Origin of the sequence: Alkaliphilus serpentinus (genome assembly GCF_009017255.1) — a bacterium.
Taxonomy (GTDB): domain Bacteria; phylum Bacillota; class Clostridia; order Peptostreptococcales; family Natronincolaceae; genus Alkaliphilus_D; species Alkaliphilus_D serpentinus.
The window spans coordinates 100,033-124,570 of the sequence record NZ_WBZB01000004.1 but is presented as its reverse complement, the minus strand read 5'-3'; the positions used below and the strand labels follow the sequence as shown (position 1 = coordinate 124,570).

At 35.1% G+C, this 24,538-nt stretch carries 26 protein-coding genes; all 26 read left to right on the top strand.

What is annotated here, in order from left to right; genetic code table 11:
* The first annotated feature begins 80 nt into the window (after positions 1–80).
* The 26 genes from F8153_RS01195 (at position 81) to pnpS (ending at position 24,470) form a co-directional block, all read left to right on the top strand.
* The gene (locus F8153_RS01195) at positions 81–452 is read left to right on the top strand and encodes a UDP-N-acetylglucosamine 1-carboxyvinyltransferase (RefSeq protein ID WP_151864518.1); all 372 of its coding nucleotides are present in this window, start codon (positions 81–83) and stop codon (positions 450–452) included.
* A gap of 206 nt (positions 453–658) precedes the next feature.
* On the top strand, positions 659–1,756 hold the full coding sequence (locus F8153_RS01190; protein WP_192929598.1) for a metallophosphoesterase: 1,098 nt from the start codon (positions 659–661) through the stop codon (positions 1,754–1,756).
* A 101-nt stretch (positions 1,757–1,857) separates the two neighbouring features.
* A complete protein-coding gene (locus tag F8153_RS15910; protein ID WP_192929597.1) occupies positions 1,858–2,007 on the top strand; it encodes a hypothetical protein in 150 nt (49 codons plus the stop codon).
* Positions 2,008–2,256: 249 nt separating this feature from the next.
* Positions 2,257–4,059, top strand: a complete 1,803-nt coding sequence (locus F8153_RS01185) for an ABC transporter ATP-binding protein (RefSeq protein ID WP_151864516.1) — start codon at positions 2,257–2,259, stop codon at positions 4,057–4,059.
* 48 nt (positions 4,060–4,107) lie between these two features.
* Positions 4,108–5,934: an ABC transporter ATP-binding protein gene (locus F8153_RS01180; protein ID WP_151864515.1), complete on the top strand. Its 1,827-nt coding sequence runs from the start codon at positions 4,108–4,110 to the stop codon at positions 5,932–5,934.
* Between the two features lie 156 nt (positions 5,935–6,090).
* Complete coding sequence (locus F8153_RS01175; RefSeq protein ID WP_151864514.1) at positions 6,091–7,026, top strand: pseudouridine-5'-phosphate glycosidase; 936 nt, start codon at positions 6,091–6,093, stop codon at positions 7,024–7,026.
* Between the two features lie 504 nt (positions 7,027–7,530).
* Positions 7,531–7,680 (top strand): hypothetical protein, encoded by a 150-nt coding sequence (locus F8153_RS15905; protein WP_192929596.1) that lies wholly within the window; start codon positions 7,531–7,533, stop codon positions 7,678–7,680.
* On the top strand, positions 7,680–9,269 hold the full coding sequence (locus F8153_RS01170; RefSeq protein WP_192929595.1) for a recombinase family protein: 1,590 nt from the start codon (positions 7,680–7,682) through the stop codon (positions 9,267–9,269). Before F8153_RS15905 ends, F8153_RS01170 begins: the two co-directional genes overlap by 1 nt.
* Positions 9,206–10,129, top strand: a complete 924-nt coding sequence (murA, locus tag F8153_RS01165) for a UDP-N-acetylglucosamine 1-carboxyvinyltransferase (RefSeq protein WP_151864512.1) — start codon at positions 9,206–9,208, stop codon at positions 10,127–10,129. The genes F8153_RS01170 and murA overlap by 64 nt, the downstream gene beginning before the upstream one ends.
* 45 nt (positions 10,130–10,174) lie before the next feature.
* Positions 10,175–10,366 (top strand): hypothetical protein, encoded by a 192-nt coding sequence (locus tag F8153_RS15900; RefSeq protein ID WP_192929594.1) that lies wholly within the window; start codon positions 10,175–10,177, stop codon positions 10,364–10,366.
* Positions 10,297–11,079: a cell division protein FtsQ/DivIB gene (locus F8153_RS01160; protein WP_151864511.1), complete on the top strand. Its 783-nt coding sequence runs from the start codon at positions 10,297–10,299 to the stop codon at positions 11,077–11,079. The genes F8153_RS15900 and F8153_RS01160 overlap by 70 nt, the downstream gene beginning before the upstream one ends.
* Before the next feature lie 3 nt (positions 11,080–11,082).
* Positions 11,083–11,799, top strand: coding sequence for a DUF881 domain-containing protein (locus F8153_RS01155; protein WP_151864510.1), 717 nt, complete (start codon positions 11,083–11,085; stop codon positions 11,797–11,799).
* 21 nt (positions 11,800–11,820) lie between these two features.
* Positions 11,821–12,540, top strand: a complete 720-nt coding sequence (locus F8153_RS01150; RefSeq protein ID WP_151864509.1) for a DUF881 domain-containing protein — start codon at positions 11,821–11,823, stop codon at positions 12,538–12,540.
* Positions 12,533–12,880, top strand: a complete 348-nt coding sequence (locus F8153_RS01145; protein WP_330577583.1) for a small basic family protein — start codon at positions 12,533–12,535, stop codon at positions 12,878–12,880. Before F8153_RS01150 ends, F8153_RS01145 begins: the two co-directional genes overlap by 8 nt.
* Before the next feature lie 255 nt (positions 12,881–13,135).
* On the top strand, positions 13,136–14,212 hold the full coding sequence (ftsZ, locus tag F8153_RS01140) for a cell division protein FtsZ (RefSeq protein ID WP_151864507.1): 1,077 nt from the start codon (positions 13,136–13,138) through the stop codon (positions 14,210–14,212).
* A 360-nt stretch (positions 14,213–14,572) separates the two neighbouring features.
* The gene (locus tag F8153_RS01135; RefSeq protein WP_151864506.1) at positions 14,573–14,788 is read left to right on the top strand and encodes a heavy-metal-associated domain-containing protein; all 216 of its coding nucleotides are present in this window, start codon (positions 14,573–14,575) and stop codon (positions 14,786–14,788) included.
* A 250-nt stretch (positions 14,789–15,038) separates the two neighbouring features.
* Positions 15,039–15,755 carry a TIGR01906 family membrane protein gene (locus tag F8153_RS01130; RefSeq protein ID WP_151864505.1) on the top strand — a complete coding sequence of 239 codons (717 nt, stop codon included), beginning with the start codon at positions 15,039–15,041 and terminating at the stop codon, positions 15,753–15,755.
* Complete coding sequence (locus F8153_RS01125; protein ID WP_243136856.1) at positions 15,749–16,870, top strand: YibE/F family protein; 1,122 nt, start codon at positions 15,749–15,751, stop codon at positions 16,868–16,870. Before F8153_RS01130 ends, F8153_RS01125 begins: the two co-directional genes overlap by 7 nt.
* A 402-nt stretch (positions 16,871–17,272) precedes the next feature.
* The gene (gene spoIIGA / locus F8153_RS01120; protein ID WP_151864504.1) at positions 17,273–18,163 is read left to right on the top strand and encodes a sigma-E processing peptidase SpoIIGA; all 891 of its coding nucleotides are present in this window, start codon (positions 17,273–17,275) and stop codon (positions 18,161–18,163) included.
* A gap of 25 nt (positions 18,164–18,188) precedes the next feature.
* Entirely contained in the window at positions 18,189–18,923 is a 735-nt protein-coding gene (gene sigE / locus F8153_RS01115) for an RNA polymerase sporulation sigma factor SigE (RefSeq protein ID WP_151864503.1), read from the top strand.
* Between the two features lie 120 nt (positions 18,924–19,043).
* Positions 19,044–19,817, top strand: coding sequence for an RNA polymerase sporulation sigma factor SigG (sigG, locus tag F8153_RS01110; RefSeq protein WP_151864502.1), 774 nt, complete (start codon positions 19,044–19,046; stop codon positions 19,815–19,817).
* A gap of 318 nt (positions 19,818–20,135) precedes the next feature.
* A complete protein-coding gene (locus F8153_RS01105; RefSeq protein ID WP_151864501.1) occupies positions 20,136–20,468 on the top strand; it encodes a YlmC/YmxH family sporulation protein in 333 nt (110 codons plus the stop codon).
* 84 nt (positions 20,469–20,552) lie between these two features.
* Complete coding sequence (gene nrdR, locus F8153_RS01100) at positions 20,553–21,014, top strand: transcriptional regulator NrdR (protein ID WP_151864500.1); 462 nt, start codon at positions 20,553–20,555, stop codon at positions 21,012–21,014.
* Between the two features lie 163 nt (positions 21,015–21,177).
* Positions 21,178–21,984, top strand: coding sequence for a peptidoglycan editing factor PgeF (pgeF, locus tag F8153_RS01095; RefSeq protein ID WP_151864499.1), 807 nt, complete (start codon positions 21,178–21,180; stop codon positions 21,982–21,984).
* An 11-nt stretch (positions 21,985–21,995) separates the two neighbouring features.
* Positions 21,996–22,685 (top strand): response regulator, encoded by a 690-nt coding sequence (locus F8153_RS01090; RefSeq protein WP_151864498.1) that lies wholly within the window; start codon positions 21,996–21,998, stop codon positions 22,683–22,685.
* Positions 22,686–22,700: 15 nt separating this feature from the next.
* Positions 22,701–24,470, top strand: coding sequence for a two-component system histidine kinase PnpS (gene pnpS, locus F8153_RS01085; protein ID WP_151864497.1), 1,770 nt, complete (start codon positions 22,701–22,703; stop codon positions 24,468–24,470).
* Positions 24,471–24,538: the final 68 nt, after the last annotated feature.

The following is a 24,538-nucleotide window of genomic DNA, read 5'->3' as shown; positions in this document are numbered from 1 at the left end:
TTATATATTTGTTAAATTTGCCAGCAGATATTTTTTTACATATATAAATAAACATATTGAACTTTGGAGGTGACCAGCTGGTGAGTAAATTTGAAGTAATCGGTGGTAATAAAATAGTTGGAGAGCTAGAGGTGCAGGGTGCAAAAAACTCAGTTCTTCCTATTTTAGCTGCAACTGTGTTAAACAGTGGTATAAATATAGTGCATGATATTCCAATGCTATCTGATGTTGAAATTATGATACAAATCCTGGAGTCTGTAGGCTGTAAGGTTACTAGAGAAGGGAATACCGTAGTGGTGGATTCCAAAAATCTCAATAATTACGAGATACCTGAGAAGTTGGTTAGAGAAATGAGATCATCCATAATTTTTTTAGGAGCTATGCTAGCAAGATGTGGAAGGGTTAAAATTAGCTATCCAGGTGGATGGGATAACACATGGGAAAAGAGTTGAAGTGAAGGTAATAGGTAATAGGGAATAAATAATTAGTAATAGTAATAGTAATGGTAAGCTACAGTTAATAGATAATAACTAATAGTGAATAGCCTAAAGTTTAAAAATAGAGAAGACAAAAACTATGAAATTTGCAAACAAATTTCCACATCAATTCAACATTCAACATTCAACACTTATTAATGTGCTTTTACAAAGGAGGAACTATGCTCAAGAGAATAATGGCATTTACCATATTTTTTGTAATTTTTTTTAGTATTTATGGAGGAATGAATTATTTTGTTTATACTCAGCTGATGAATCAATTTACTCTTGGGGGATTCATTAAGCTACTTATTCAATTGATTTTTTGGTTGGGGGGAGTCAGCTATGTTTTAGGACGCCTTATAAGAAAATTTAAGTATGGCTTTATAGTATCTTATTTTGGATCAATATGGATGGGAATATTATCAATTTCCTTATTTGTTTTAATGATCAAGGAAGTTTTATTATATATTATTAATGGATATGATTATCAAATCAATACAATAGCCTTTACACTAATTCCAATTCTAAGCCTTGTGTCAATTACCATTGCTAAAAAAGGCCCAATTCTTAAAACCATAGAAATAAAATATCAAAAAACAATGAAAAATCAACTAAGGATTATTCATTTATCCGACATCCATTTAGGACTATTAACCTCTAAAAAATGGGTGAATGAACTGGTGGAAAGCTGTAATGGCTTAGAGGCAGACCTTATCTTAATTACAGGAGATATGGTGGATGATGAATATGAGAAAATCAAGAAATTTGCACCAATACTAAAAACCCTTAAAGCTAAGGTTGGAGTATATGCTGTATCAGGCAATCACGAAATATACTCTGGATATGAAGGCTTTAAGAGATTCTGTGGTGATGCAAATATCGAAGTGATTGATAACAAAAGAATAGAATTGGAGGATATCACACTAATTGGAGTTGACGATTCTTCAAATCGAAGAGGCGCAAATGCTAATCATCAGCTGAAGGATTTATTGACTGACAGTGATTCAGCAAAGCTCCATATTTTATTATCTCATCAGCCTGTTAAATTTAGAGAGGCAGTTGAAGCAGGAATTGATTTGCAATTATCTGGCCATACCCATAGGGGGCAAATCCCTCCTTTGAATTTTATTGTGGCGATAATTTTCAAGTATTCCTATGGTGTCTATAGATACAAGAACAGTTACATTTATACAACCTCTGGCACTGGAACCTGGGGGCCACCAATGCGCTTATTTTCTAATTCAGAGCTGGTGAAAATTGAAATTTCACAAGAGTAATATAGATAATATTAAAAAATCTTCATATTTGTAAAAAAAAGTTTGTATGCTTCATGAATCTATGGTATAATTTGACTGTAAATTAAGTAAGGAGGTGTAGGATGGTTATGATTAGTTTAGTTAACAGAGAATTAATAAGCATTAATGCTATTGTATCAACAGGTTTTTTTGGCATCCCCAAGGGATTAGTATGCCTAGAATTAAATACTCTGTTTTCTAAGGGAAGTAACTCATCTTTACTCACCAACTGATACATAGTGTAATCAGCCCAGGTAAGGATATGCTTGCCTGGGCTTTTTGTTTGATTTTATATTCATTGCCCTGGTAGCTACTTCTTGCCAGGGCTTTTTATATGGGTTTACTTAATGAATAAATAAGGGGGCGAAATGATGGCAGCATATTATATTGGTGGTTTTAACCATTAAACATGATTTATGGGATAGGGAACCAAAATTAAAAAATCCTAAAAAAGTAAAATTTGACCGCAAGGGGGGTCTACAATGAAGAATATTAAATTATTATGGAATTATATGAAGGGAAATAGAAGTAAGTATACCTTTGCTATTCTTAGTATTGGTATGGCAGCACTATTTAGCTTAATTGGACCATTGGTGATGAAAATTACGATAGATTCCATTATTGGAAATGAACAGCTTTCTGCACCCTATTGGGTAGTAAGAATTATTGAGGGGTTTGGTGGTGTTTCAGCTTTGAAGAGTAAGCTGTGGATTCCTGCAGGGATGTTGGTGGCCTTCACAGTCTTTAGAGGTTTATTCCTATTTTTCAAGGGGAAGTGGTCTGCAGAGGCTGCTGAGACCGTCTCAAGAAAAATGAGGGATCAACTTTATAATCACCTTCAATATTTATCTTATCAGTATCATGTTAAGGCAGAGACTGGAGATCTAGTACAAAGGTGTACATCTGATGTTGAAACTATTAGAAGATTCTTAGCTACTCAATTTGTTGAAATCGGTAGTGCATTGTTTATGCTTCTATTCTCTGGTTATATCATGTTAACCTTAGATTTAACCATGACATTGGTATCTCTAGCATTGGTACCAGTAATTTTTACCTTTGCAGTGGTTTTCTTTATTAAGGTTAAAAAGGCCTTTAAGCTAATGGATGAATCGGAGGGGAAGATGTCTACTACCCTTCAGGAAAACCTAACGGGCTTAAGGGTGGTTAGGGCCTTTGGACGTCAAAGGCATGAAGAAGAAAGATTTGAAGAAAAGAATCGTATTAATAGAGATTTTACCTATAAGCTCATTAGGTTGTTTGCTTGGTATTGGTCCATATCAGATCTAATTTGCATGTTCCAAATCGGAATGGTACTGGTTACAGGGATCTATTGGACCGCTATGGGTAGAATCAGTTTAGGCACATTGGTGGTATTTACAACCTACATTGGCATGCTTCTATGGCCTGTTAGACAGATGGGTAGGGTTATTACCGACCTTGGAAAGGCCATGGTGGCTGTAGAAAGGATTCAGGCAATTATTGATGAGCCCATTGAAAATATGGAGGAAAACGGAGACAAAAGTCCGATTTATGGAAATATTTCCTTTGAAAATGTTTCCTTTGGTTATGAGACGGATAAACCCATTCTAAAAAATATTAACTTTAATGTAGAGGCAGGTCAAACCGTTGCAATACTAGGCCCTACTGGTTCCGGGAAAACAACCTTAGTGCATCTATTAGCCAGACTATTTGATTATCAAGAGGGCTCAATAAAAATTGATGGTAAAGAGCTTAAGACCATTGATAAGAAGTGGATACGAAGCAATCTAGGTTTAATATTACAAGAGCCTTTTCTCTTTGCAAAAACCATTAAAGAAAACATCAGACTGGGAAGATACGATGCAAATGATGAGGAAGTAGTTGAGGTGGCACAGGTAGCCTCCATCCATGATGTAATTTTAGAATTTGATAAGGGTTATGAAACCCTTGTAGGAGAAAGGGGAGTATCCCTATCTGGAGGTCAAAAGCAAAGGATGGCCATAGCCAGATCCTTAATTAATAATTCACCAATTGTTGTCTTTGATGATTCTTTAAGCGCAGTTGATACAGAGACGGATGCATCCATTAGAGCGGCACTAAAGGAGAGAAAAAATAAGGCAACAACATTCATCATATCCCATAGGATTTCAACCTTGTCGGAGGCTGATTTTATAATCGTTTTAGATAAAGGTAAATTAATACAAACTGGAAACCATGATCAACTTATTCATGAGGAAGGTTTATATAAAAAGATATGGAATATTCAAAACTCATCAGAAGATGGATTTATGGAGGTTGCTAATTAATAAAAGAATTATTCAAATTAATTTAGTATTTGAAGGTAGGTAGATAAAATGATAGAGCATAATGAACAAGAGCATCAACAAAAGATTGATTTTAAACTGTGGAAGGACATATTTAAATATACTCTCCCACTAAAAAAGGAAATGATTCTACTTGCAATATTGATGGTGGCTGTTGCTGTCATAGATGTAGCCTTTACTTATATGACCAAAATAGCTGTAGATCAATTTGCTATGGAGGGTACCACAGAGGGAATAGAGTATTTTATCCTAGTGTATTTCCTCCTTATTGTAGCACTATCCTATACAGTATTTAAGTTTATAGATATGGCGGCAAAAATAGAAACGGGAATCACCTATTCCATCAGAAAAGCTGGCTTTAAAAGACTTCAAGAGCTTTCCTTCTCTTATTATGATAATAAGGCTGTAGGGTGGCTGATGGCAAGGATGACCAATGATGTTGTCCGATTGGGTGAGATTATTTCATGGGGAACAGTGGATATGGTCTGGGGCTTTACCAAGATGACTGCTATAGCTGTAGTAATGTTTTTCTTAAATTGGAAGCTGGCCCTAATAACCCTCTCTGTAACTCCCTTTTTAGCTGTTATAAGCCTATATTTTCAAAAGAAAATTTTAAAGGAATATAGAGTAGTGAGGAAAATTAACTCAAAAATCACTGGGGCCTTTAACGAAGGAATTACTGGTGCTAAAACTACAAAGGTATTGGTAAGGGAAGAGAAAAACCTAGAGGAATTTACTGAAAAAACCGGAGAAATGAGAGCTGCATCCATAAGGGCTGCCATCTATTCATCCCTTTATCTGCCTTTGGTATTAACCTTCGGAAGCATAGGAACTGCTCTAATACTGTGGTTTGGGGGGATTGATATTTCGCGAAACACCATTAGCTATGGAACCCTTGTGGCTTTTATCTCCTTTACAATTCTTTTCTTCGAGCCAGTAAGGGAACTGGCTAGGGTATTTGCTGAGTTTCAAAATGCCCATGCCGCTGCTGAAAGGGTAATGTCCATGGTAAATACTGAGCCAGCAATAAAGGACACACCTGAGGTAGTTGAGATATTTGGAGATTCCTTCAATCCTAAAAGAGAAAACTGGCCAGAAATAAAAGGAGACATAACCTTTAAAAATGTGTCCTTTTCTTATAACCCTGAGGAACCAATCCTGGAGAATTTTAATATAGAGGTTAAGGCTGGAGAAACCATAGCCTTGGTTGGTGAAACCGGGTCAGGTAAAAGTACCATTGTAAATATAGCTTGTAGATTTTATGAGGCCACCAGTGGAGAAATTCTAATTGATGGTGTAAACTACAAAGAACGTTCCCAGCTATGGCTCCACTCAAATCTTGGCTATGTACTACAAAGTCCCCATCTATTTAGTGGTACCATTAAGGATAATATTCGATATGGTAGGCTAGATGCCAGGGAAATGGATATTATTAGGGCCGCAAAGCTTGTAAATGCCCATGATTTTATAATGAAGCTGGAGAAGGGCTACGATACAGAGGTTGGTGAGGGAGGAGGATTGCTTTCTTCTGGGGAGAAACAGCTGATATCCTTTGCAAGAGCAGTTTTAGCAAACCCTAGGATTTTTGTGTTAGATGAAGCTACATCCTCCATAGATACTGAAACGGAACAAATGATTCAAAAAGCCATTAACAAGGTTTTAAAGGGTAGAACCAGCTTTATTATTGCCCACAGGCTATCTACCATTAGATCTGCCGATAGAATTCTTGTTATTCGTAAGGGTAAGCTCATAGAAGCAGGTAATCACCATCAGCTAATGAAGAAAAAGGGATATTACTACAGATTATATACGAATCAATTTATTGATGAGGAAGGAAAAAAGGCGTTAGAAAGCTAAAAGGGAGGTTTTACCTCCCTTTTAGCTTTCTATCCATAAATTAAGTCCTCAGACTTTTCGATGGTAAGATTTTAGGGTAGAATAAAGCCATAAAATAAAATTGAATGTATACTTTTTAAAACTTAAGTGTTTTTTAAAGAAATGGAGGAGAAATAAATGATCCATCAATATCTAGATATAAATCCTGAGGTACAGGATGCATTAACGAATGGAAAACCTGTGGTGGCCTTGGAATCCACAATTATTTCCCATGGGATGCCTTATCCCCAGAATGTAGAAACCGCTTTAAGGGTTGAAGAGATCATACGAGGAAAAGGGGCTGTACCAGCAACTATTGCAATTATTAAGGGAAAGCTAAAGGCGGGCCTTACTAAAGAAGAAATAGACTATATGGGTAGGGGAAAGGGTATTCTAAAAACCAGTAGGCGCGATATTCCCTTTTTAATATCTAAAGGCCTAGATGGTGCAACAACAGTTGCTTCAACAATGATTATTGCCAGCTTGGCACAGATAAAAATTTTTGCAACTGGGGGGATTGGTGGAGTTCATCGGGGTGCAGAAGAGAGCTTTGATATATCAGCAGATCTACAGGAGCTTTCAAACACCAATGTTGCCGTTGTATGTGCTGGTGCTAAGTCTATATTAGACTTAGGATTAACGTTAGAATATTTAGAAACCCATGGGGTACCAGTGGTAGGGTTTAAAACAGAGGAATTACCAGCCTTTTATACCAGAAAAAGCGGCTTTAAAGTAGACTATATTGTTGAAGATGCTAAGGAAGTTGCAGCGGCCCTAAAGACTAAATGGGAGCTTGGTTTAAAGGGAGGAATGGTTATTGCCAATCCTATACCAGAAGAGCACCAAATGGATTTCAATATCATTAACCAAGCTATAGATGAGGCACTTATGGAAGCAGGTATCAGGGGAATAAAAGGAAAGGCTACAACCCCTTTCCTGCTAGAGCGGGTAAAGGAATTAACAAAAGGAAATAGCCTGGATGCCAATATACAGCTTGTGTATAACAATGCCAGGGTAGCAGCTGAAATTTCAGTGGAGCTGGCGAAGCTAGAAAACCCAGTGTATAGTGAATAACTAATAGTTAATAGTTAAGGGATAAAAGGTTGGTTATAGGTTAATGGTTATAAGTAATAGGTAATAGGTAAAGAATTAAGAAGAAGAATAAAAACAATGAGTAATTGGAAATGAGCAATTAATGGGCAGGAAATTATGTAATAGGTATATTAAAGGATCAGAATAAATAACAAATAAGAGATTTGCAATGCAAATCTTTCTTTAATTCAACATTCAACATTCAACATTCAACATTTTTAAAAAAGCCTTAGGGCTTTTTTTATTTCATAGGAAAAAAGTTCGTTTTAAGTCCTATGAAATGGGAGGTTGTTAAGGGGGGCGTTCCCCCTTATTAAAGTAAGGAGGGTACAGTGAAACGTCCTAGGGAACACATGGGTTCCCTGGAAAACAAAAGCATTTTAACCATAGAAAATTAACGCATGAAATGCTTTTGTTCTTTTAATAGGACATAGTTTTTATTGCATATCTATAATATAGAAACCCTTAGAATTGGAGGGAAATATTATGGAAGAAAAAAAAACCAATAGCAAAGGAAGGAGGAAGGATAAAAAAGTTGTAGTTGTTCATAAATATGAGGGTAATAAAACTATGGAAGAGGTGGTTAAGATTTTAATTAAGAATAAAGTTAAAAGTAGATGCCAAGGGGGATATTGATGAGGGTATGCGGCTATGTCAGAATATCTCGAGATGAAGATAAAGAAAACTATAGCTCAATAATTCAACAAAAGGAACTAATATACCAAAAGGCTCAAGAACTAGGGTATACCATAGATAAAATCTATGAGGATGATAATGTATCGGGTTATACCTTTGACAGAGTAAGCTTTAACTCCTTAGTAGAAGACATAAAATCAGGAAAAGTGAATTTTTTGCTAACTAAGGATAGCTCAAGGATCGGAAGACATAATGCTAAAACCTTACTTTTTTTTGAACTACTAGATCAATATGAAACCAGGTTAATATTAATAAATGAAAACTATGATAGTAGAAAAGATAGTGACGATATCCTGGGTCTTAGAACTTGGTACAACGAGATGTATGTAAAGGATATTAGTAGGAAAATTATTGGGAGTATAAGAAGCAAACAAAAAAATGGTGGCCTAGTAATCCGTAACACCTTTGGTTACCAAAAGGATAAAAATTTAAAACATAAGCTTTTAATAGATGAGGAGGCAGCAGAAACAGTAAGGTATATTTTTAGCTTATACATACAAGGATGGGGCTATAGAAAAATATCCGCAAAACTTAATGAAGAGAAAATACCAACTCCCTCTCAGTATAAGAAAAGTAAAGATGGTTCGAACATTCAGGTAGCACAGAACTGGAATCCAGTTCATGTTCAGAGAATCATTCAAAATGATATATACACGGGAGTTCTTAGATGTAAAAAAACCATCAAAAAAAGGATTAAAGGTGAATCTGTTAAGATACCTGAAGACCAACATATTATTTACAAAAATCATCATCCTGCCATTGTTTCAGAGGAAGATTATAAAATAGCTATGGAGATAGCCGAAAAAAGGGTAGAAAGAAAAATCAAGGGTGGCAGTAAGGGAATAAACCTCTTTTCCGGATTTCTATACTGCAGTAAATGTGGAAGCTATATGATTATGAGAAAAAGAAAGGAAAGACATTATTATTACTGTGGTAAATATCATCAACTGGGAAGGGATTATTGTAGTGGACATAACATTTCAGGTGAAGAAATTCAAAATATTATTATTGATAATTTGAAGAAAATTTTGATACTAAAACCTACAGCTATGAAGGAGTTAGAGAAAACATGTGAAATTTTTAGAGATGTAGGGAATATACAGAAAGCACTTAAAAAAATCAACAAGGATATTGATATCAAAAGAAACGAGTTAAAAAGCTATACAAAGCTCTATTCAAGGGGGAGGCTTGAAGAATCCCTTTATCGGGAACTAATGGATGAAGGGGAAATGGAATTAGAGTCTATGATGTCTAGATTTGTGACATATAATAATAAAGTTATAGCGATGAATAATGTACAAAAAATATCCATTAATGGAATAATTAATGATATAATTAGGAAGAAGGATTTGGAGAGACAGGATTTAGAGATATTAATTGATAAGATATTGGTAGGGCAATCCGAGGATTACCCTGATGGTATCTATATGAAAATATTTTGGAACTTTAACATAAGTACCATGAGATTGCATACCCAGGGGGATGTGAAATTGGACCAAGGCCCATTGATTTACACCTTAGATCCCTAAGGAATATGGGGGCAAAGATAGAAGAAAGTCATGGCTTCCTAATCTGTGAAGCCACAGAGCTTAGGGGAACTGAAATCCAGCTGGATTTCCCCAGTGTAGGTGCAACAGAAAACATAATCCTTGCTGCTGTTTTTGCCAAAGGCACAACGGTTATTAGAAATGCAGCTCGAGAACCAGAAATCATGGATTTAGAGCGTTTTATTAATGCTATGGGTGGTAGAGTTTGGGGTGCAGGTACAGCAACCATATATGTTGAAGGGGTAGATAACTTCCATGATGTGGAGCATAGAATCATTCCTGATAGGATCGTGGCAGGAACATACCTGGTGGCAGCTGCCATTACTAAAGGGGAAATTCATCTAAAAAATGTAGTACCAGAGCATTTGCAATCTGTTCTTTATAAGCTACGGGAAGTCGGTTGCATTATTGATGCTGATAACAGTAATATTTACTTAAGGGCACCTGAGAGGCTATTGTCTGTAGACTCCGTTAAAACCCTTCCATATCCAGGGTTTCCTACTGATATGCAATCTCAAATGATGGCATTAATGACAGTTGCCGATGGTATAAGCTTTTTCATTGAAACCATTTTTGAAAATCGTTTCAAACATACTGAGGAACTCATCAGAATGGGAGCAAATATAAAGGTTGATGGGAGAATAGCTTTAGTTAAAGGTGTTAAAAACCTTACTGGTGCAACCGTTAAGGCCAAAGACTTAAGAGGCGGTGCATCACTTATTTTAGCAGCCTTGGCAGCAGATGGAAAAACTGTTATAGAAAATGCAAGACATGTAGAGCGTGGTTATGATAATATACATGTAGAGCTATCGAAGCTAGGGGTAAATATCATTAAAACTTAGATTCTATTAATAGCAGTCTATGGCTGCTTTTAATATAATGGTATTATGGACAAGCATAAGAAGAAAAGTTCAAAATCTAAAAAAAAACTTATAACCGAAAACACCAATGGAAAAACAGGTTTGTTTTTATGCCTTGGTGAAGTAATTGACATAAAGGTGGAATTACAATGGAAGATCATTACGGTAAAGATGGTAAAAGAAAATTTAAAGGGAAAGGTAAAGGCTATGTATCTTTGATGCTACTACTAATGGTCTTTGCATTGTGGGGCCTTTATGGAATACTCCAGTCGGATTTCTTTAATTTAAAAACTGTAGTGGTAAAAGATCATCAAAAGGTAATGGAGGAGGAAATCCTGGAGGCTTCTAAACTTATATTTGATAGAAGCATTTTGAAAATAGACTTAGAGGAAGTAGAAGAAAATATAACTTTTTTACCCTACATTAGACAAGCTAAAGTAGAGAGAAAATTGCCTAGTAAGCTTATTATCCAGGTGAAGGAAAGAGAAGATTATGCTATAATATCTTATATGGGCAAATTTATATATATTGATAAAGAGGGTGTAATTTTAAAATCAGTTGATAGCTATATTTTTAATGAACTGCCCTTAATTAATGGAACCAAAATAACCAGCTATAAGCTTGGTGAAAAAGTATTGGCGGAGAATTTTGATACGCTAATGGATTCTTTAGTCTTAATAGAAGCATCAAAGCTTACTGATATGACAGAATCCATATCGGAAATTGATATATTAAATAAGGGTCTTTTGAGGCTTTCTACTGTTGACGGCAATGAAGTTCTTCTTGCTGAGGGTAACAATCATGTTTATAGTATGTTGGCACTGAAGGATATTATGGCTGCCCTCTATTCGATGAACAGAACCAATGTCATTATAGATTTACGCTTTGAAGGACATGTTACAGTTAAAGACCGAGAGGGTCAGGAGGAGTAATAAATGAAGGATATGAAGGGAAAGATAGCTTTTGCCATTTTATGTGGGATATTTGGAATAATCCTTTCTATACAGTTTAAGACAGTGAATAATCCATTGAGATCCGGATTATTTGCCAATTTCAGAGCCCAGCAGGTTACAGCTGAATTAAGGGATCTTAGAAGTGAAAAGGAGCACCTAGCTAAAGAGCTTTCTGAAATTGAAAACAGGTTAAGGGAATATGAGAGCTTTGAAGCCGATGACAACACCATTATTAAAAACTTAAATTTAGACCTGGAAAGGTATCAATTTTTATCAGGAAATAGTAATGTTGAAGGCCCGGGAATTATAATAACCATCGAAGAAGAGGTTGAAGATGGTAAGAATAGCTTTATTATGCTATATAATGACCTGCTTTTAGCTATTATAAATGAGCTTAATGCATCCACGGCAGAGGCTATAAGCATAAATGGTTTAAGGTATACATCTTCAACTGAAGTATATTATAGCTCCAATAGTGTGTTAATTAACTCTGAGCAAACAACCCTTCCTTATGTAATTAAAGCTATTGGGAATCCTGAAACCCTTGAAGCTGCTTTAAATATGAGATATAGAATCATTTGGAACATGAGACAAGAGGAAGGCATTAAGGTAACAATTGAAAAAAAAGATCATATTGTCATTCCCAAAGTGACAGAAATTATAAATTATAAGTATGCTAAACCTGTAGAAGGTAGCTAATAAACCTCCGGAGGTAATTTGATGAAAAAATTCTTTACAGGGATCATAATCCTGATTACATTCTCTATTTTAGGCTTTATAATCACGCTACAGCTAAGAAATGTTCAGGATGACTATACTTTTGTTAGTCTGAAAACCATAAGTGATTTACAAAGCCAATTGGAAGGAGAGAAGAAGGAGATAGAAAATCTAAAGGAGTTGGCAGATGCTAGTAGAACCCGTCTTCAAGAATATAGTGAAGCTCTAAAAACAGAGGGAAGTATAAGGGATGTTTTAGCCAATGATTTAAAAAATATGAAAATGCTAAGTGGTCATATAGACCTTGAGGGGCCTGGAATAATTGTAAAGCTCAGCGATAGTGAAAGAGAGCTTTATGAAGGAGAAAATCCTAACAATCTTGTTGTGCATGAGTCTGATGTTTTAATAATAGTGAATGACTTAAAGGTTGCAGGTGCTGAGGCGATTTCTATTAATGGTCAGAGGGTGGTACATCTTTCGGAAATAAAATGTGCAGGCCCCACCATTACAATCAATAATCATACCTATGGACAGCCCTTTATTATAAAAGCAATTGGAGATCCCATAACTCTAGATGCCGCAATTAAATCTCCAGATTCATTTAGTACACTTTTAAAGGAGTGGGGACTAATTGTAGAAACTGAAACCAGCCCATGGGTTTTCATATCAAAATATCAAGGTGAAATTGCATTGAAGTTTGCAACACCTAAGGAAGGTGAATAAATTGATCATCGCATTAATCGGTTTACTGATAGGTATTATACTTGGATTGTACTTACCCATAACTTATCCTGCTACTTTTTCTCTCTATATATCAGTAGCAATATTGGCTGCACTAGACTCAGTATTTGGAGCCATTAAATCTATATTAGACAATAAATTTCATACAGGTATATTTGTTTCTGGCTTCTTTGGCAATGCAATTCTAGCTGGTCTATTGGCTTATATAGGAGATAGAATAGGAGTACCCTTATATTACGCTGCAATTTTTGCCTTTGGAAATAGGCTTTTCCAAAACTTCGCCATTATTCGACGGCATCTTATTGGAAGTATCAAACAATAAGGTTGGCATATTAAGGTTATTCCACCAGAAATTTTTATTGAAATTATACTAAAAAAATTAAATTATTTCCAATTTAAAAAAGGAAATCAATTATTTATGTTGAATTAAATAAGCATCATATATTGCTATATTTCCTGCTAATCAATAAGTATAGCCTTATAGCCTATGGAATAATAATAACATTCATGCTATAGTAAAAAATGATGACATTATGCTAATAATTATGATATCGATACATAACAAGGGGGTTATAATGTGTTGGAGTTTGATATTGATATGGAACAATTTGCTCAAATAAAGGTTATTGGTGTTGGTGGCGGCGGAAACAATGCTGTCAATAGAATGATCGAATCGGGATTAAAAGGTGTCGAGTTTATTGCAGTAAATACAGATAAGCAGGCTTTATTTACTTCAAAGGCAGAACATAAAATTCAAATAGGTGAAAAACTGACAAAGGGCCTAGGGGCTGGCGCTAATCCTGAAATAGGAAAGAAGGCTGCAGAAGAAAGCAGAGAAGATATACACAAGCTACTTCAAGGAGCAGATATGGTTTTTGTTACTGCTGGAATGGGTGGAGGAACTGGTACTGGAGCAGCTCCTATCGTAGCAGAAATTGCTAAGGAAATGGGGATTCTTACAGTAGGAGTTGTAACGAAACCCTTTACCTTTGAAGGAAAACGAAGGCTGACCCATGCTGAAGAAGGTATAAAGGAATTAAAGGATCGCGTTGATACCCTTGTAACAATTCCCAATGATAGGTTATTACAAGTAATAGAAAAGAAAACAACAATGCTGGATGCTTTCCAAATAGCTGATGATGTGTTAAGACAAGGGGTACAAGGTATATCTGACCTAATTGCTGTACCAGGTCTTGTAAATCTAGATTTTGCCGATGTAAAAACCATCATGCTGGAGCAAGGCCTAGCCCATATGGGAATTGGAAGGGCCAGCGGTGAAAATAGAGCAGTTGAAGCAGCTAAGCAGGCCATCCATAGCCCATTGCTAGAAACCTCTATAGAAGGTGCTAAGGGAGTATTGTTAAATATTACTGGAGGAGCTGGCTTAGGATTATTCGAAGTAAATGAGGCAGCGGAGCTGGTAACTCAGGCAGCTGATCAGGACGCTAATATTATATTTGGTGCTGTTATCAATGAGGACCTAAAGGATGAAATAAGAATTACTGTAATTGCCACAGGCTTCGAAAAGGATATCATGAAGTTTGTAGATAAGCAGGGAAAATCAATCCTATCTGCTACAGCTAAGGAAGTTGCAGCAGGTGAAGAGAAGAAGGATGATTTTGATATCCCAATATTCTTAAGAAGAAAAAAATGAAAAAAAGTTCAATTATAAAAACCAGTGGATATCCCCTTAGGGATAGGACACTGGTTTTTATATTACAAAAATATGCTAAAAAAAAAAAGCTAAAAAAAAGCTTATCTGTTGAATGCTTATAATCATATAAGAATAATTACTTATTGGCACAGTACTTGCAGATTTAAATATTAAAAGATCTTAAAGGAGGAGCTTCTATGAAGAAGTGGTTTCAAAGCTTATTAAATCAATAGAAGAAGCAAACAAAAAAAATTTGGGGATCCCCAATTAAATGAATATATAAAACTATTTACTTTATACCTGATAGGGGTAGAATATAGATAATACATAAACATTTATAATAGAAAGGTAGGAGATATAATGAAAAAGAAAATGATGATTGAAGGAATGAGCTGTGAACATTGCGTAAGACATGTAAAAGAGGCTCTAAAGGAAGTAAGTGGAGTTCATTCAGTGGAAGTAAATTTAGGAGAAAAAAGTGCAGTTGTTGAATTGGACCAAGAAGTAAGTAATGATCAGCTGATTGCTGCAGTTGATGAAGGGGGATATGAGGCTGTAGAAATTATAGAGCTGTAAGATTGAATACTAAATAAAAATGTAAAGATCGTAGCGTAGATTTAATAATCAATGCTACGATCTTTTTATTATAGGAACTCTTTACCAAGCTAACCACCAATGATAAAACCTTTTCTGCTCCTATAATGATAGGGGAATAATTAAATAATTGCTCAGATGTTTTGGGAATATGGTATACTCATAATTAGGTACAAAATGTGATTAACCATTGCTATCCTGGATAGAAGTAATTGACTTAAGGAGGTATGCTATGAAATCTAAATTCCTTTATCTTATAATAGGGATATTATTATCTATTATTCTTCTACTAACCAGTGTTGAAGTTATAGCCTTCAACATGAACCATTACAGAAGCTCCTATGAGAAATATAATATATCCTCTGAAACCGGTATGGATCTAGAAAATTATCAATTTGTGGTTAAAGACCTTCTCTCCTACCTACGTAATGAAAAGGCAGTATTAAATACTAGGGCCATTGTTAGAGGGGAAGAGATTGAAATCTTTGGAGAGAGAGAAAAGCTTCATATGATAGACGTTAAGGAATTATTTATTAAGGGACGGGATATCAGAAACATTGGCTTAATTGTGCTAGTATTAATGGTAATTACCCTATTGAAAAAGGATAGGCGATGGAAAAGGAATTTCTCAAGAACCATGTTTTATACGGCTATAGTAAATATTCTACTATTAGCCCTATTCTCTGGGCTAATATATTTTGATTTTAATAAATACTTCACTTATTTCCATCTGATATTCTTTGATAATGATTTATGGATTCTAGATCCTCAAACTGATATACTAATCCAAATGGTACCAGAAGCATTCTTCTATAATACAGCAATTAAGATCATTAGTATCTTTATAGCAAGTATCAGTATCTTGGCAGTAACAGGTTGCTTTCTACGAAGAAAATTTAAGAACATACCATTTAAAGCTACAGTAAAGGAGGAGGAAGTCAGTTGTTAAAAAAAATCGTAGGAATCTTGATTATTTTACTTGTTTTAGCCTCTGGAGTAGGCTTTGTAGCAGCAGATGAGTTGGATGTAGAACCGATGACTGAAAGAGCTAAAATCCTAGAGGTTGAATACGTTGAGGAGAATCAAAAGGAAGATGTGACCTTTCTTAAATACTATCAAGTAAAGCTTGAAATATTATCAGGTGAATATAAAGGGAGAATATTTGATATTACCCATGTATTAACAGATAGCCCAGCCTATGATATCATAGTGGAGCCCGGAGACAAGGTTTTGGTCGGTATAGAAGAGCTAGAGGGTGGCTCAATAGAGGTTTATATCTCTGAATATTTAAGGGACAGCTATGTATTAGGCCTTGCAGTGTTTTTTATATTACTTCTTATAGTAGTTGGTAGATTAAAGGGGTTAAAAACGGTTATAACCCTTGCATTAACGGTGTTGTTAGTTCTTAAGGTTATTTTACCAGGTCTATTGATGGGATATAATCCAATTCTATTGGTGGTGGTAGTATCCTTTGTTATCACCATTATGACAATTGTAGTTGTTGGTGGATTTAATATGAAAAGTCTAGCAGCTATAATCGGTATATTAGGGGGAGTTCTCTCTGCGGGGTTAATTGCTTTTATTATAGGTACAAAGGTGCGGCTAACAGGACTATCGAGTCAAGAAGCTATGATGCTTTTATATATACCCCAGGGAATAAAGTTTAACTTCAGCGATTTACTATTTGCAGGAATTATCCTAGGAGCTTTGGGGGCTGTAATGGATGTAGGGATGTCCATTGCCTCAGCAATTGAAGAAATCAAAACAGTGAATCCCCATCTAACTTCAAAACAATTGATTATTTCTGGGATGAATGTTGGTAGAGATATTATGGGAACTATGGCCAATACACTGATATTAGCCTATACCGGTAGTTCAATACCATTATTACTAGTATTTACAGCATATGATGAACCCTTTATAAAAATCATTAATCTAGACCTTATCGCAACGCAAGTTGTTCGTTCATTGGCCGGTAGTATAGGTTTGATATTAACCATACCTCTAACAGCTGTAGCAGCAGGATTGTTGGCTAAGTATTCTAAGAAGAAAAGTGTAGAGTAATCTATAGTCAGACTGTTGGAAAGTAAAATTTCAAATCGGAAACAACTATATTTTAAATAAAGAGAAATATGTGGAGTTAATAAAAAAGAACGATAAGATGGAAGATCAGTATTTTCAATGTTTGAGCCGAAGGTGAGTTTTGAAAATACCTGACATCTTTGAGTTCATCCTGCCCTTTGTCCGGGAACCGATTTCTCTGTTTTAAAATATAGGGGTTTTTAACAACCTCAAAGTGTAGAGTAATCTACACTTTTTTTTATTGCCAAAGAAATTAAATATATTTTCGACTTCACAAATTGACAAAAAATTGAAATACCTTCCTATATAATAGACATAAAGATTATAACAATTGAATATTTCTATAGTAGAAGGGATATGTCCCTTTCTATGGGAGGTGATTGGATGGTATTATACGCAGAGTATGTCTTTCTTGAAAACTTTATTATGAACTATATTATATTGTCCCTAACTGCAAAGTTTGGAAAAGCCAACCATAAAAAATTGCAATTAGTTGTAGCATCCTCCATAGGAGCATTCTATGCATTTATCATTTTTTTTCCATCCCTTTACTTCTTATTTTCTATAATAATGAAAGTGGCTTGCTCTATGCTGATTATCGTTGTGGCCTTTACTCCCTATAGGTTTAAAGACTTTTTTAGATTATTAGGTATTTTTTATTTAGTAACATTAATCTTTGGTGGTGCGGGTATAGCTTTATTTTATTTTACCAATTTTAATGGAATTATTAGCAATGGAATTTTTTATATAACCAGTATTTCAGTAAAAAATATCATTATTTCGTGTGGAATTGGCTATGTTCTAATTAACTTCTGCTGGGGGTATATACAGAGACAATTGGGAAAAGAAAAGGTTTTAATGAGGGTTAAAATACTTATTAAAGAAAATGTAGTAGAGGTTACCGGCTTGGTTGATACCGGAAACTCCCTTACAGATCCCCTTACTAAATATCCCGTAATGGTGGTAGAATATGATGCCATCATCTCTATTTTACCTAAGGACATTCAAGGTCTATTTACAAACTATAGTGCTCCAAATCTTTCTGAGATATTGAACTCGCTCCAGGATTCACCTTGGGTTACCAGACTTAGATTCATACCCTTTGAAGCCTTAGGTACAGAAAATGGTATGTTAATAGGCTTCAAGCCCGATGCAGTCATCATCGAAAAGGATAGCAATGTAAAAAATATAAAAAATATTATCATTGCAGTATATTGTAAAAGGCTATCGAAAACAGGAGATTACAGCGCATTGCTTCATCCTGATTTAGCATAATTATTTCTACAGGAGGTTTTACCTAGTGAAAAAGAAATTCGTAAATTTTAAGTTTAAAATTTGGTATTATTTTATAAAATTCATGAGAAAATTTCATATAGATTCGGAAGAAAGTATTTTTTATATTGGGGGTAGTGAGGCATTACCTCCTCCTTTAACCAATGATGAGGAAAATTTTCTGATTTCTAAGCTCCGTGATGATGAAAGTACAGTCAGAACAATACTGATAGAAAGAAATCTTCGGCTTGTTGTATATATTGCAAGAAAGTTTGAAAATACAGGGGTAGGTGTAGAGGATTTGATTTCCATTGGGACAATAGGTTTGATAAAAGCGGTGAACACCTTTAATCCTGATAAGAACATTAAGCTTGCAACCTATGCTTCAAGGTGTATTGAGAACGAAATACTCATGTATTTAAGAAGAAATAATAAATTAAGAATGGAGGTTTCCTTTGATGAGCCTCTAAATATTGATTGGGATGGAAATGAGCTACTTCTTTCAGATATATTAGGAACGGAAAATGATATCATCTATAGGTTTTTAGAAGAAGAGGTTGATAAAGAGCTTCTTAAAATTGCACTTAACAAGCTATCAAAGCGGGAAAGAAAAATTATGGAGCTAAGGTTTGGATTATTTTCTGGACAGGAAAAAACCCAAAAGGAGGTTGCTGATATATTAGGAATCTCGCAATCCTATATATCTAGATTGGAGAAGCGCATTATCTTAAGATTAAAAAAAGAAATAAACAGGTTGGTTTAAGCCTCTAATTTGTTAGAGGTTTTTTTATTTGAAACCATAAGAAGTCGTATTAAAATTCCAACTTGGGTCAATAATTTTAATAGAAAGGGGTAATTCAATTGAAAGGACGGAAGTAGAACAATGCATATAAACAAGGTTGAAATTTGCGGAGTTAATACATCAGAATTACCAGTGTTAACAAATCAACAGATGAGAAAATTGTTTGATAGGATTAATCAGGGGGACCATGGTGCTAGGGAGGAATTTATAAGAGGGAATCTCCGACTGGTTTTAAGTGTGATACAAAGATTTAATAATAGGGGGGAGCATGTAGATGATTTGTTTCAGGTTGGCTGTATTGGCCTAATAAAGGCCATTGATAATTTTGATTTAAGCCAAAATGTAAGATTTTCTACCTATGCTGTACCAATGATTATAGGAGAGATAAGACGCTACTTAAGGGATAATAATTCAATAAGGGTTAGTAGATCCCTAAGGGATACAGCATATAAGGCTTTACAGGTTAGAGATCAGTTAATCAATAAAAATGGTAAGGAGCCTAATATCTCAGAAATAGCTGAGCAATTAAGTGTTCCAAGGGAAGACATTGTATTTGCCCTTGATGCCATCCAAGATCCTGTTTCTCTATTTGAACCGATTTACCATGATAGTGGAGATGCAATTTTTGTTATGGATCAAGTTAGTGATGAAAAAAGCATAGATGAGTCATGGATTGATAGCATAGCCCTTGGAGAAGCCATGAGAAGGTTAAATGATCGCGAAAAGCTAATATTATCCTTAAGATTTTTTGAAGGAAGAACTCAAATGGAGGTAGCTGATGAAATTGGCATTTCTCAAGCTCAAGTTTCAAGATTGGAGAAAACTGCCTTAAGGCATATGAGGAAGTTTATATAGGAGGCAATTAAGAATTAAGAATTAAGAATTAAGAATTAAGAATTAAGGATTAAGGATTAAGGATTAAGAAAACAACTTATGGCTTCAATAAAAAAGACTATTTGATTCATTTCGAGGGACAAATCATATCATCATAGAATTTACCAAAGGAAATTTTTTCAACAATTCTACATTCTATTTTCTCAATTCTCAATTTTATTCTTTATAAGAATAGATTAATTTCTATTCTTTTTTTTGTCATAAAATTCTTTACTCAAAGATAAATATTATAGTAGACAAGCAAGGAAAAATATTGATATAAATTGGGAGGTTTTTTAAATGCTAAGGGCTTCAGAGCTTACACAAAAGGAAGTAATCAATGTCACCGATGGAAAAAGAATAGGAGTGATTACAGATCTAGAGGTAGATCTTATAAAGGGCAGGATTACAGCCATCATTATTCCCGCCTTAGGAAAGTTTATGGGCATATTTGGAAAGGAACATGATTTTGAAATACCATGGAATCAAATCAAGAAAATTGGAGAGGATGTTATTTTGGTGGAGATTCGGAATAGCCTTGAGCCTATGAAACTAAGGGATGAGGAAAATCACCAAGAAATTTTAGAACCAGAATTTATTAGAAAGGGTGAGGTTGATAGAAGAGAGGAGTAATGGTCCTTAAAAAGAATTAGACAACCTCGAAGGGGTATATTATAATGTAGGAAGAAGTCTATTTCCAGAGAATGGAGGGATTAAATGAATTGTCCATTTTGCTCTCACCAGGATTCAAAAGTTGTTGACTCTCGACCTACTGATGAAGGACAAGCCATTAGAAGAAGAAGAGAATGTATATCCTGTAGTAAACGCTTTACAACCTATGAAAAGGTTGAAGAAATCCCTTTAATTATAGTTAAAAAAAGTGGTGAAAGGGAACCCTATAATCGAAACAAGGTTATGAATGGAATCATTCGAGCTTGTGAAAAACGACCCGTTTCTTTAGGCAAAATTGAATACATAACAGATGATATTGAAAAACACCTATACAACTCTATGGAGTTGGAAATTACCACAGGTTATATCGGTCAGTTGGTTATGGAAAGGCTTAAGGAACTGGACGAGGTAGCTTATGTTCGATTTGCTTCAGTATACCGTGAGTTTAAGGATATTAATACCTTTATGGATGAGCTAAGAAAAATGTTAAAGGAAAAGAAGGATTAGGGGGAACAGGTTCATACTTGTTCTCTGTTTTTAATGGGTTTAATTTATAAATTTCGAAATATTGCTATTTATCATAATTGATTTAGCACAAATTAAAAGAAAATAGATATAAAGCTTAAATTTAGTAAGAGTATTTGAATAGAATTTTAAAGGATGGTGTACTATGAGCTATAAGGTACTTGAAGAAAACAACATTAAATATATTTCCTTTGATAGATTAAGGGAAATTCCTTATATTAAGCATGGCTTTAGTACGAAAATAGGGGGAGTAAGTACCGGAAGCTATCAGCAGATGAATATGGGTTTTAAAACCGGGGATAAACCAGAGAATGTTATTCAGAATCTCCGCCTATTCTGTGACGCTTTAAAAATGAATTTTGAAGACCTAGTAATTTCCCATCAGATACATAGTGACGAGATAATGGTTGTGAAGGATAAGGGCAGGGGATATATGAACAACCCTTTAAGGGGCATTGACGCTCTAATAACCAATGAAGTGAGAATCCCTTTAATGACCTATTATGCAGACTGTGTACCTCTTTTTATTGTTGACCCTGTAGAAAAGGCTGTTGGGTTAGCCCATGCAGGCTGGCCAGGCACCGTAAAGAAAATTGGTTATAAGACTATAAAAAAGATGATAGAGATTTATGGTACTAAACCAGAGGATATAATCGTGGTTGTAGGCCCTTCCATTGGTGAGTGTTGCTATGAGGTGGGAGAAGAAGTGATCGAAAAATTTAACCGAAACTTTACAAATTGTCAAAGCTTTGTTATTCCAAAGGGCGGAGGCAAGTATACCCTTAATCTATGGGAAGCCAACAGGTTAAGCCTAAAGGAAATTGGGGTATTAGATAGAAATATTATAATCAGTGGCCTATGTACTGGATGCAACCCGAGTTTGTTGTATTCCCATAGGATGGAGGGGCCGGAAACTGGGAGAATGGCTGCTGTCATACAATTGCTATATTAGGAGGAGTTATCATGAACAAAAGAAGAATTCTTGTTGTAGATGATGAAGAGCATATTTTAGAGTTAATCAAATTTAATTTAGAAAGTAACGGTTATGAGGTTTACACCTGTGAAAACGGTGAAGAGTCCCTTAGATTCCTAGAAGATAATACAATGGATTTGATGGTGTTGGATTTAATGCTACCTGGGATAGATGGCTTAGAGGTATGTAACCGAATAAGAAGAATGTCGGGTCATGAAAAACTGCCAATCATCATGCTTACTGCTAAAGGGGAAGAAACCGACCGAGTACTTGGTCTGGAACTTGGTGCAGATGATTATATGACAAAACCCTTTAGTATAAGGGAATTGTTAGCTAGAATTAAGGCAATCTTTCGGCGAACAGAGGTTAAGGAAGAGGTTAAAGGCAAAATTCTAAAGGTAAAGGATATTGTCATAGATACAGAAAAACATGAAGTAACGGTGGCAGGCACCCCTGTAGACTTGACACTGAAGGAATTTGATCTGTTAAAAATTCTAATTGAAAACCGTGGAAAGGTTCTTTCTAGAAACCTTTTACTTGATGAGGTTTGGGGATACGATTACTTTGGTGAAACTAGAACTGTTGATGTACACATAAGACACCTTCGGAAAAAAATTGGTGATGACGAGTCTGGAGAATATATTGACACCATAAGGGGAATTGGATACAAGATGAAATAGGGAGCAGGGTGCAATATGCAAAGGAAAATTTTTATTATATTTACAATAATCTTGTTATTAGGTATTTTAATGACCAGCTTTCTATATCTTAGTTTGATTAGAAGTAGTCATTTGGATGAATTAGAAAATAAACTTATATCAAATGGAAAATTAATTGAAGCGATTATTCATGAAAGAGAAGTCCCTTTAAATAAAGAAGAATATCAGAGAATCGCTACAACCTATGGCGAAAAAATAGGCTCAAGAATAACCCTTATTGATGGTAAGGGGGTTGTTTTAGCAGATACCTTAGCAAGGCTAGATGGAATTAAAAACCATTATAATAGGCCTGAAATACAGGCTGCTTATAAAGGGGAGGTAGGTAGAGCTACCCGCTATAGCGCTACAATAAATGAAGAGATGTTTTATATAGCTATCCCTGTGGATATTCAGCCTCACAATATCAAGGTTATTCGATTATCGGTGAATCTGCAGCAAATTAAGGATCTTAATCGTAGACTTTATTATTATGTAGGGATTTCCATGCTTTTAGGATTTTTAGCTACCCTCTTACTGGCCTCTAGGTTTATTAGAAAGCTGATGGAGCCGATACATGAAATGACTGAAATCTCACAAAAGATCGCTGATGGAGATTTGAATCGGCGGGTTTATGTAGTATCTAATGACGAAATGGGCATCCTTGCAAATAATTTTAATCATATGGCAGACAAAATGAAGGAAATGATTGATAAGCTTTTAGAAAGTAATACCAAGTTCAGTGGACTATTAGCAAGCATTATTAACCCCATTATCGCGGTAGATAACAAGCATAAAATTATATTTTTAAATCCTGCAGCTGAGGAGCTTTTCCAGATCTCAGCCGATGAAGCAACTGGGAAACATCTTTTAGAAATTGTAAGAAATAATCAACTGGATGAAAAAATTAAGGACGTTTTTGAAAATCATAGGGAGACTCAATTAGAAATATCTATTGATGAGCCAACAGAAAAGATTTTAAAGATCTATACAAATCTTATAAGGCTAGAAAATGATCCAACTAGAACAATGGGTATTGTAGCACTCATTCAAGATGTTACAGAAATACGGAAGCTGGAAAAAATGAGATCAGATTTTGTTGCCAATGTTTCCCATGAGCTTAAGACCCCCTTAACCTCCATTAGTGGATTTGTAGAAACCCTTAAATCCGGGGCAATAGAAGATGAAACCACAAGGGAGCGCTTCTTAGATATAATTGATATCGAAACGGGAAGATTAACAAGGCTGATTGATGATATTCTTACTTTGTCAGAAATAGAAAACACCAATATTAGAAGCTATAAGCAGGAAATACATCCATCGGAGGTTATTGGAGAGGTGCTAGAAATATTAACACCAATAGCCACCAGTAAAGATATTTCTCTTACTGGTGATATAGAGGCGAATCTACCACCAATTAAGGGGAATAGAGATTGGTTTAAGCAGATGCTCATTAATTTACTAGATAATTCTATTAAATATACGCCAGTGGGTGGCAAGGTAACCCTTAACGCCTTCAAAAAGTATCATAACACCATCATATCCATTAAAGACACTGGTACTGGAATCGCCAAGAGTGAAATACCAAGACTCTTTGAACGTTTTTATCGAGTGGATAAAGCCAGAAGCAAAAGAATTGCTGGAACGGGTTTAGGATTGGCAATTGTTAAACACATTGTATTATCCTTAAAGGGAAAAATTAAGGTTAACAGTGAGTTAGGGAAGGGAACAGAGTTTACAATTATCCTTCCAATTGAAAAATCAAATTAGAAATTAATCATTAAAGCATAACAGCCCATCAATAGATGGGCTCTTTTTATTCCTATAAAAGAATACTT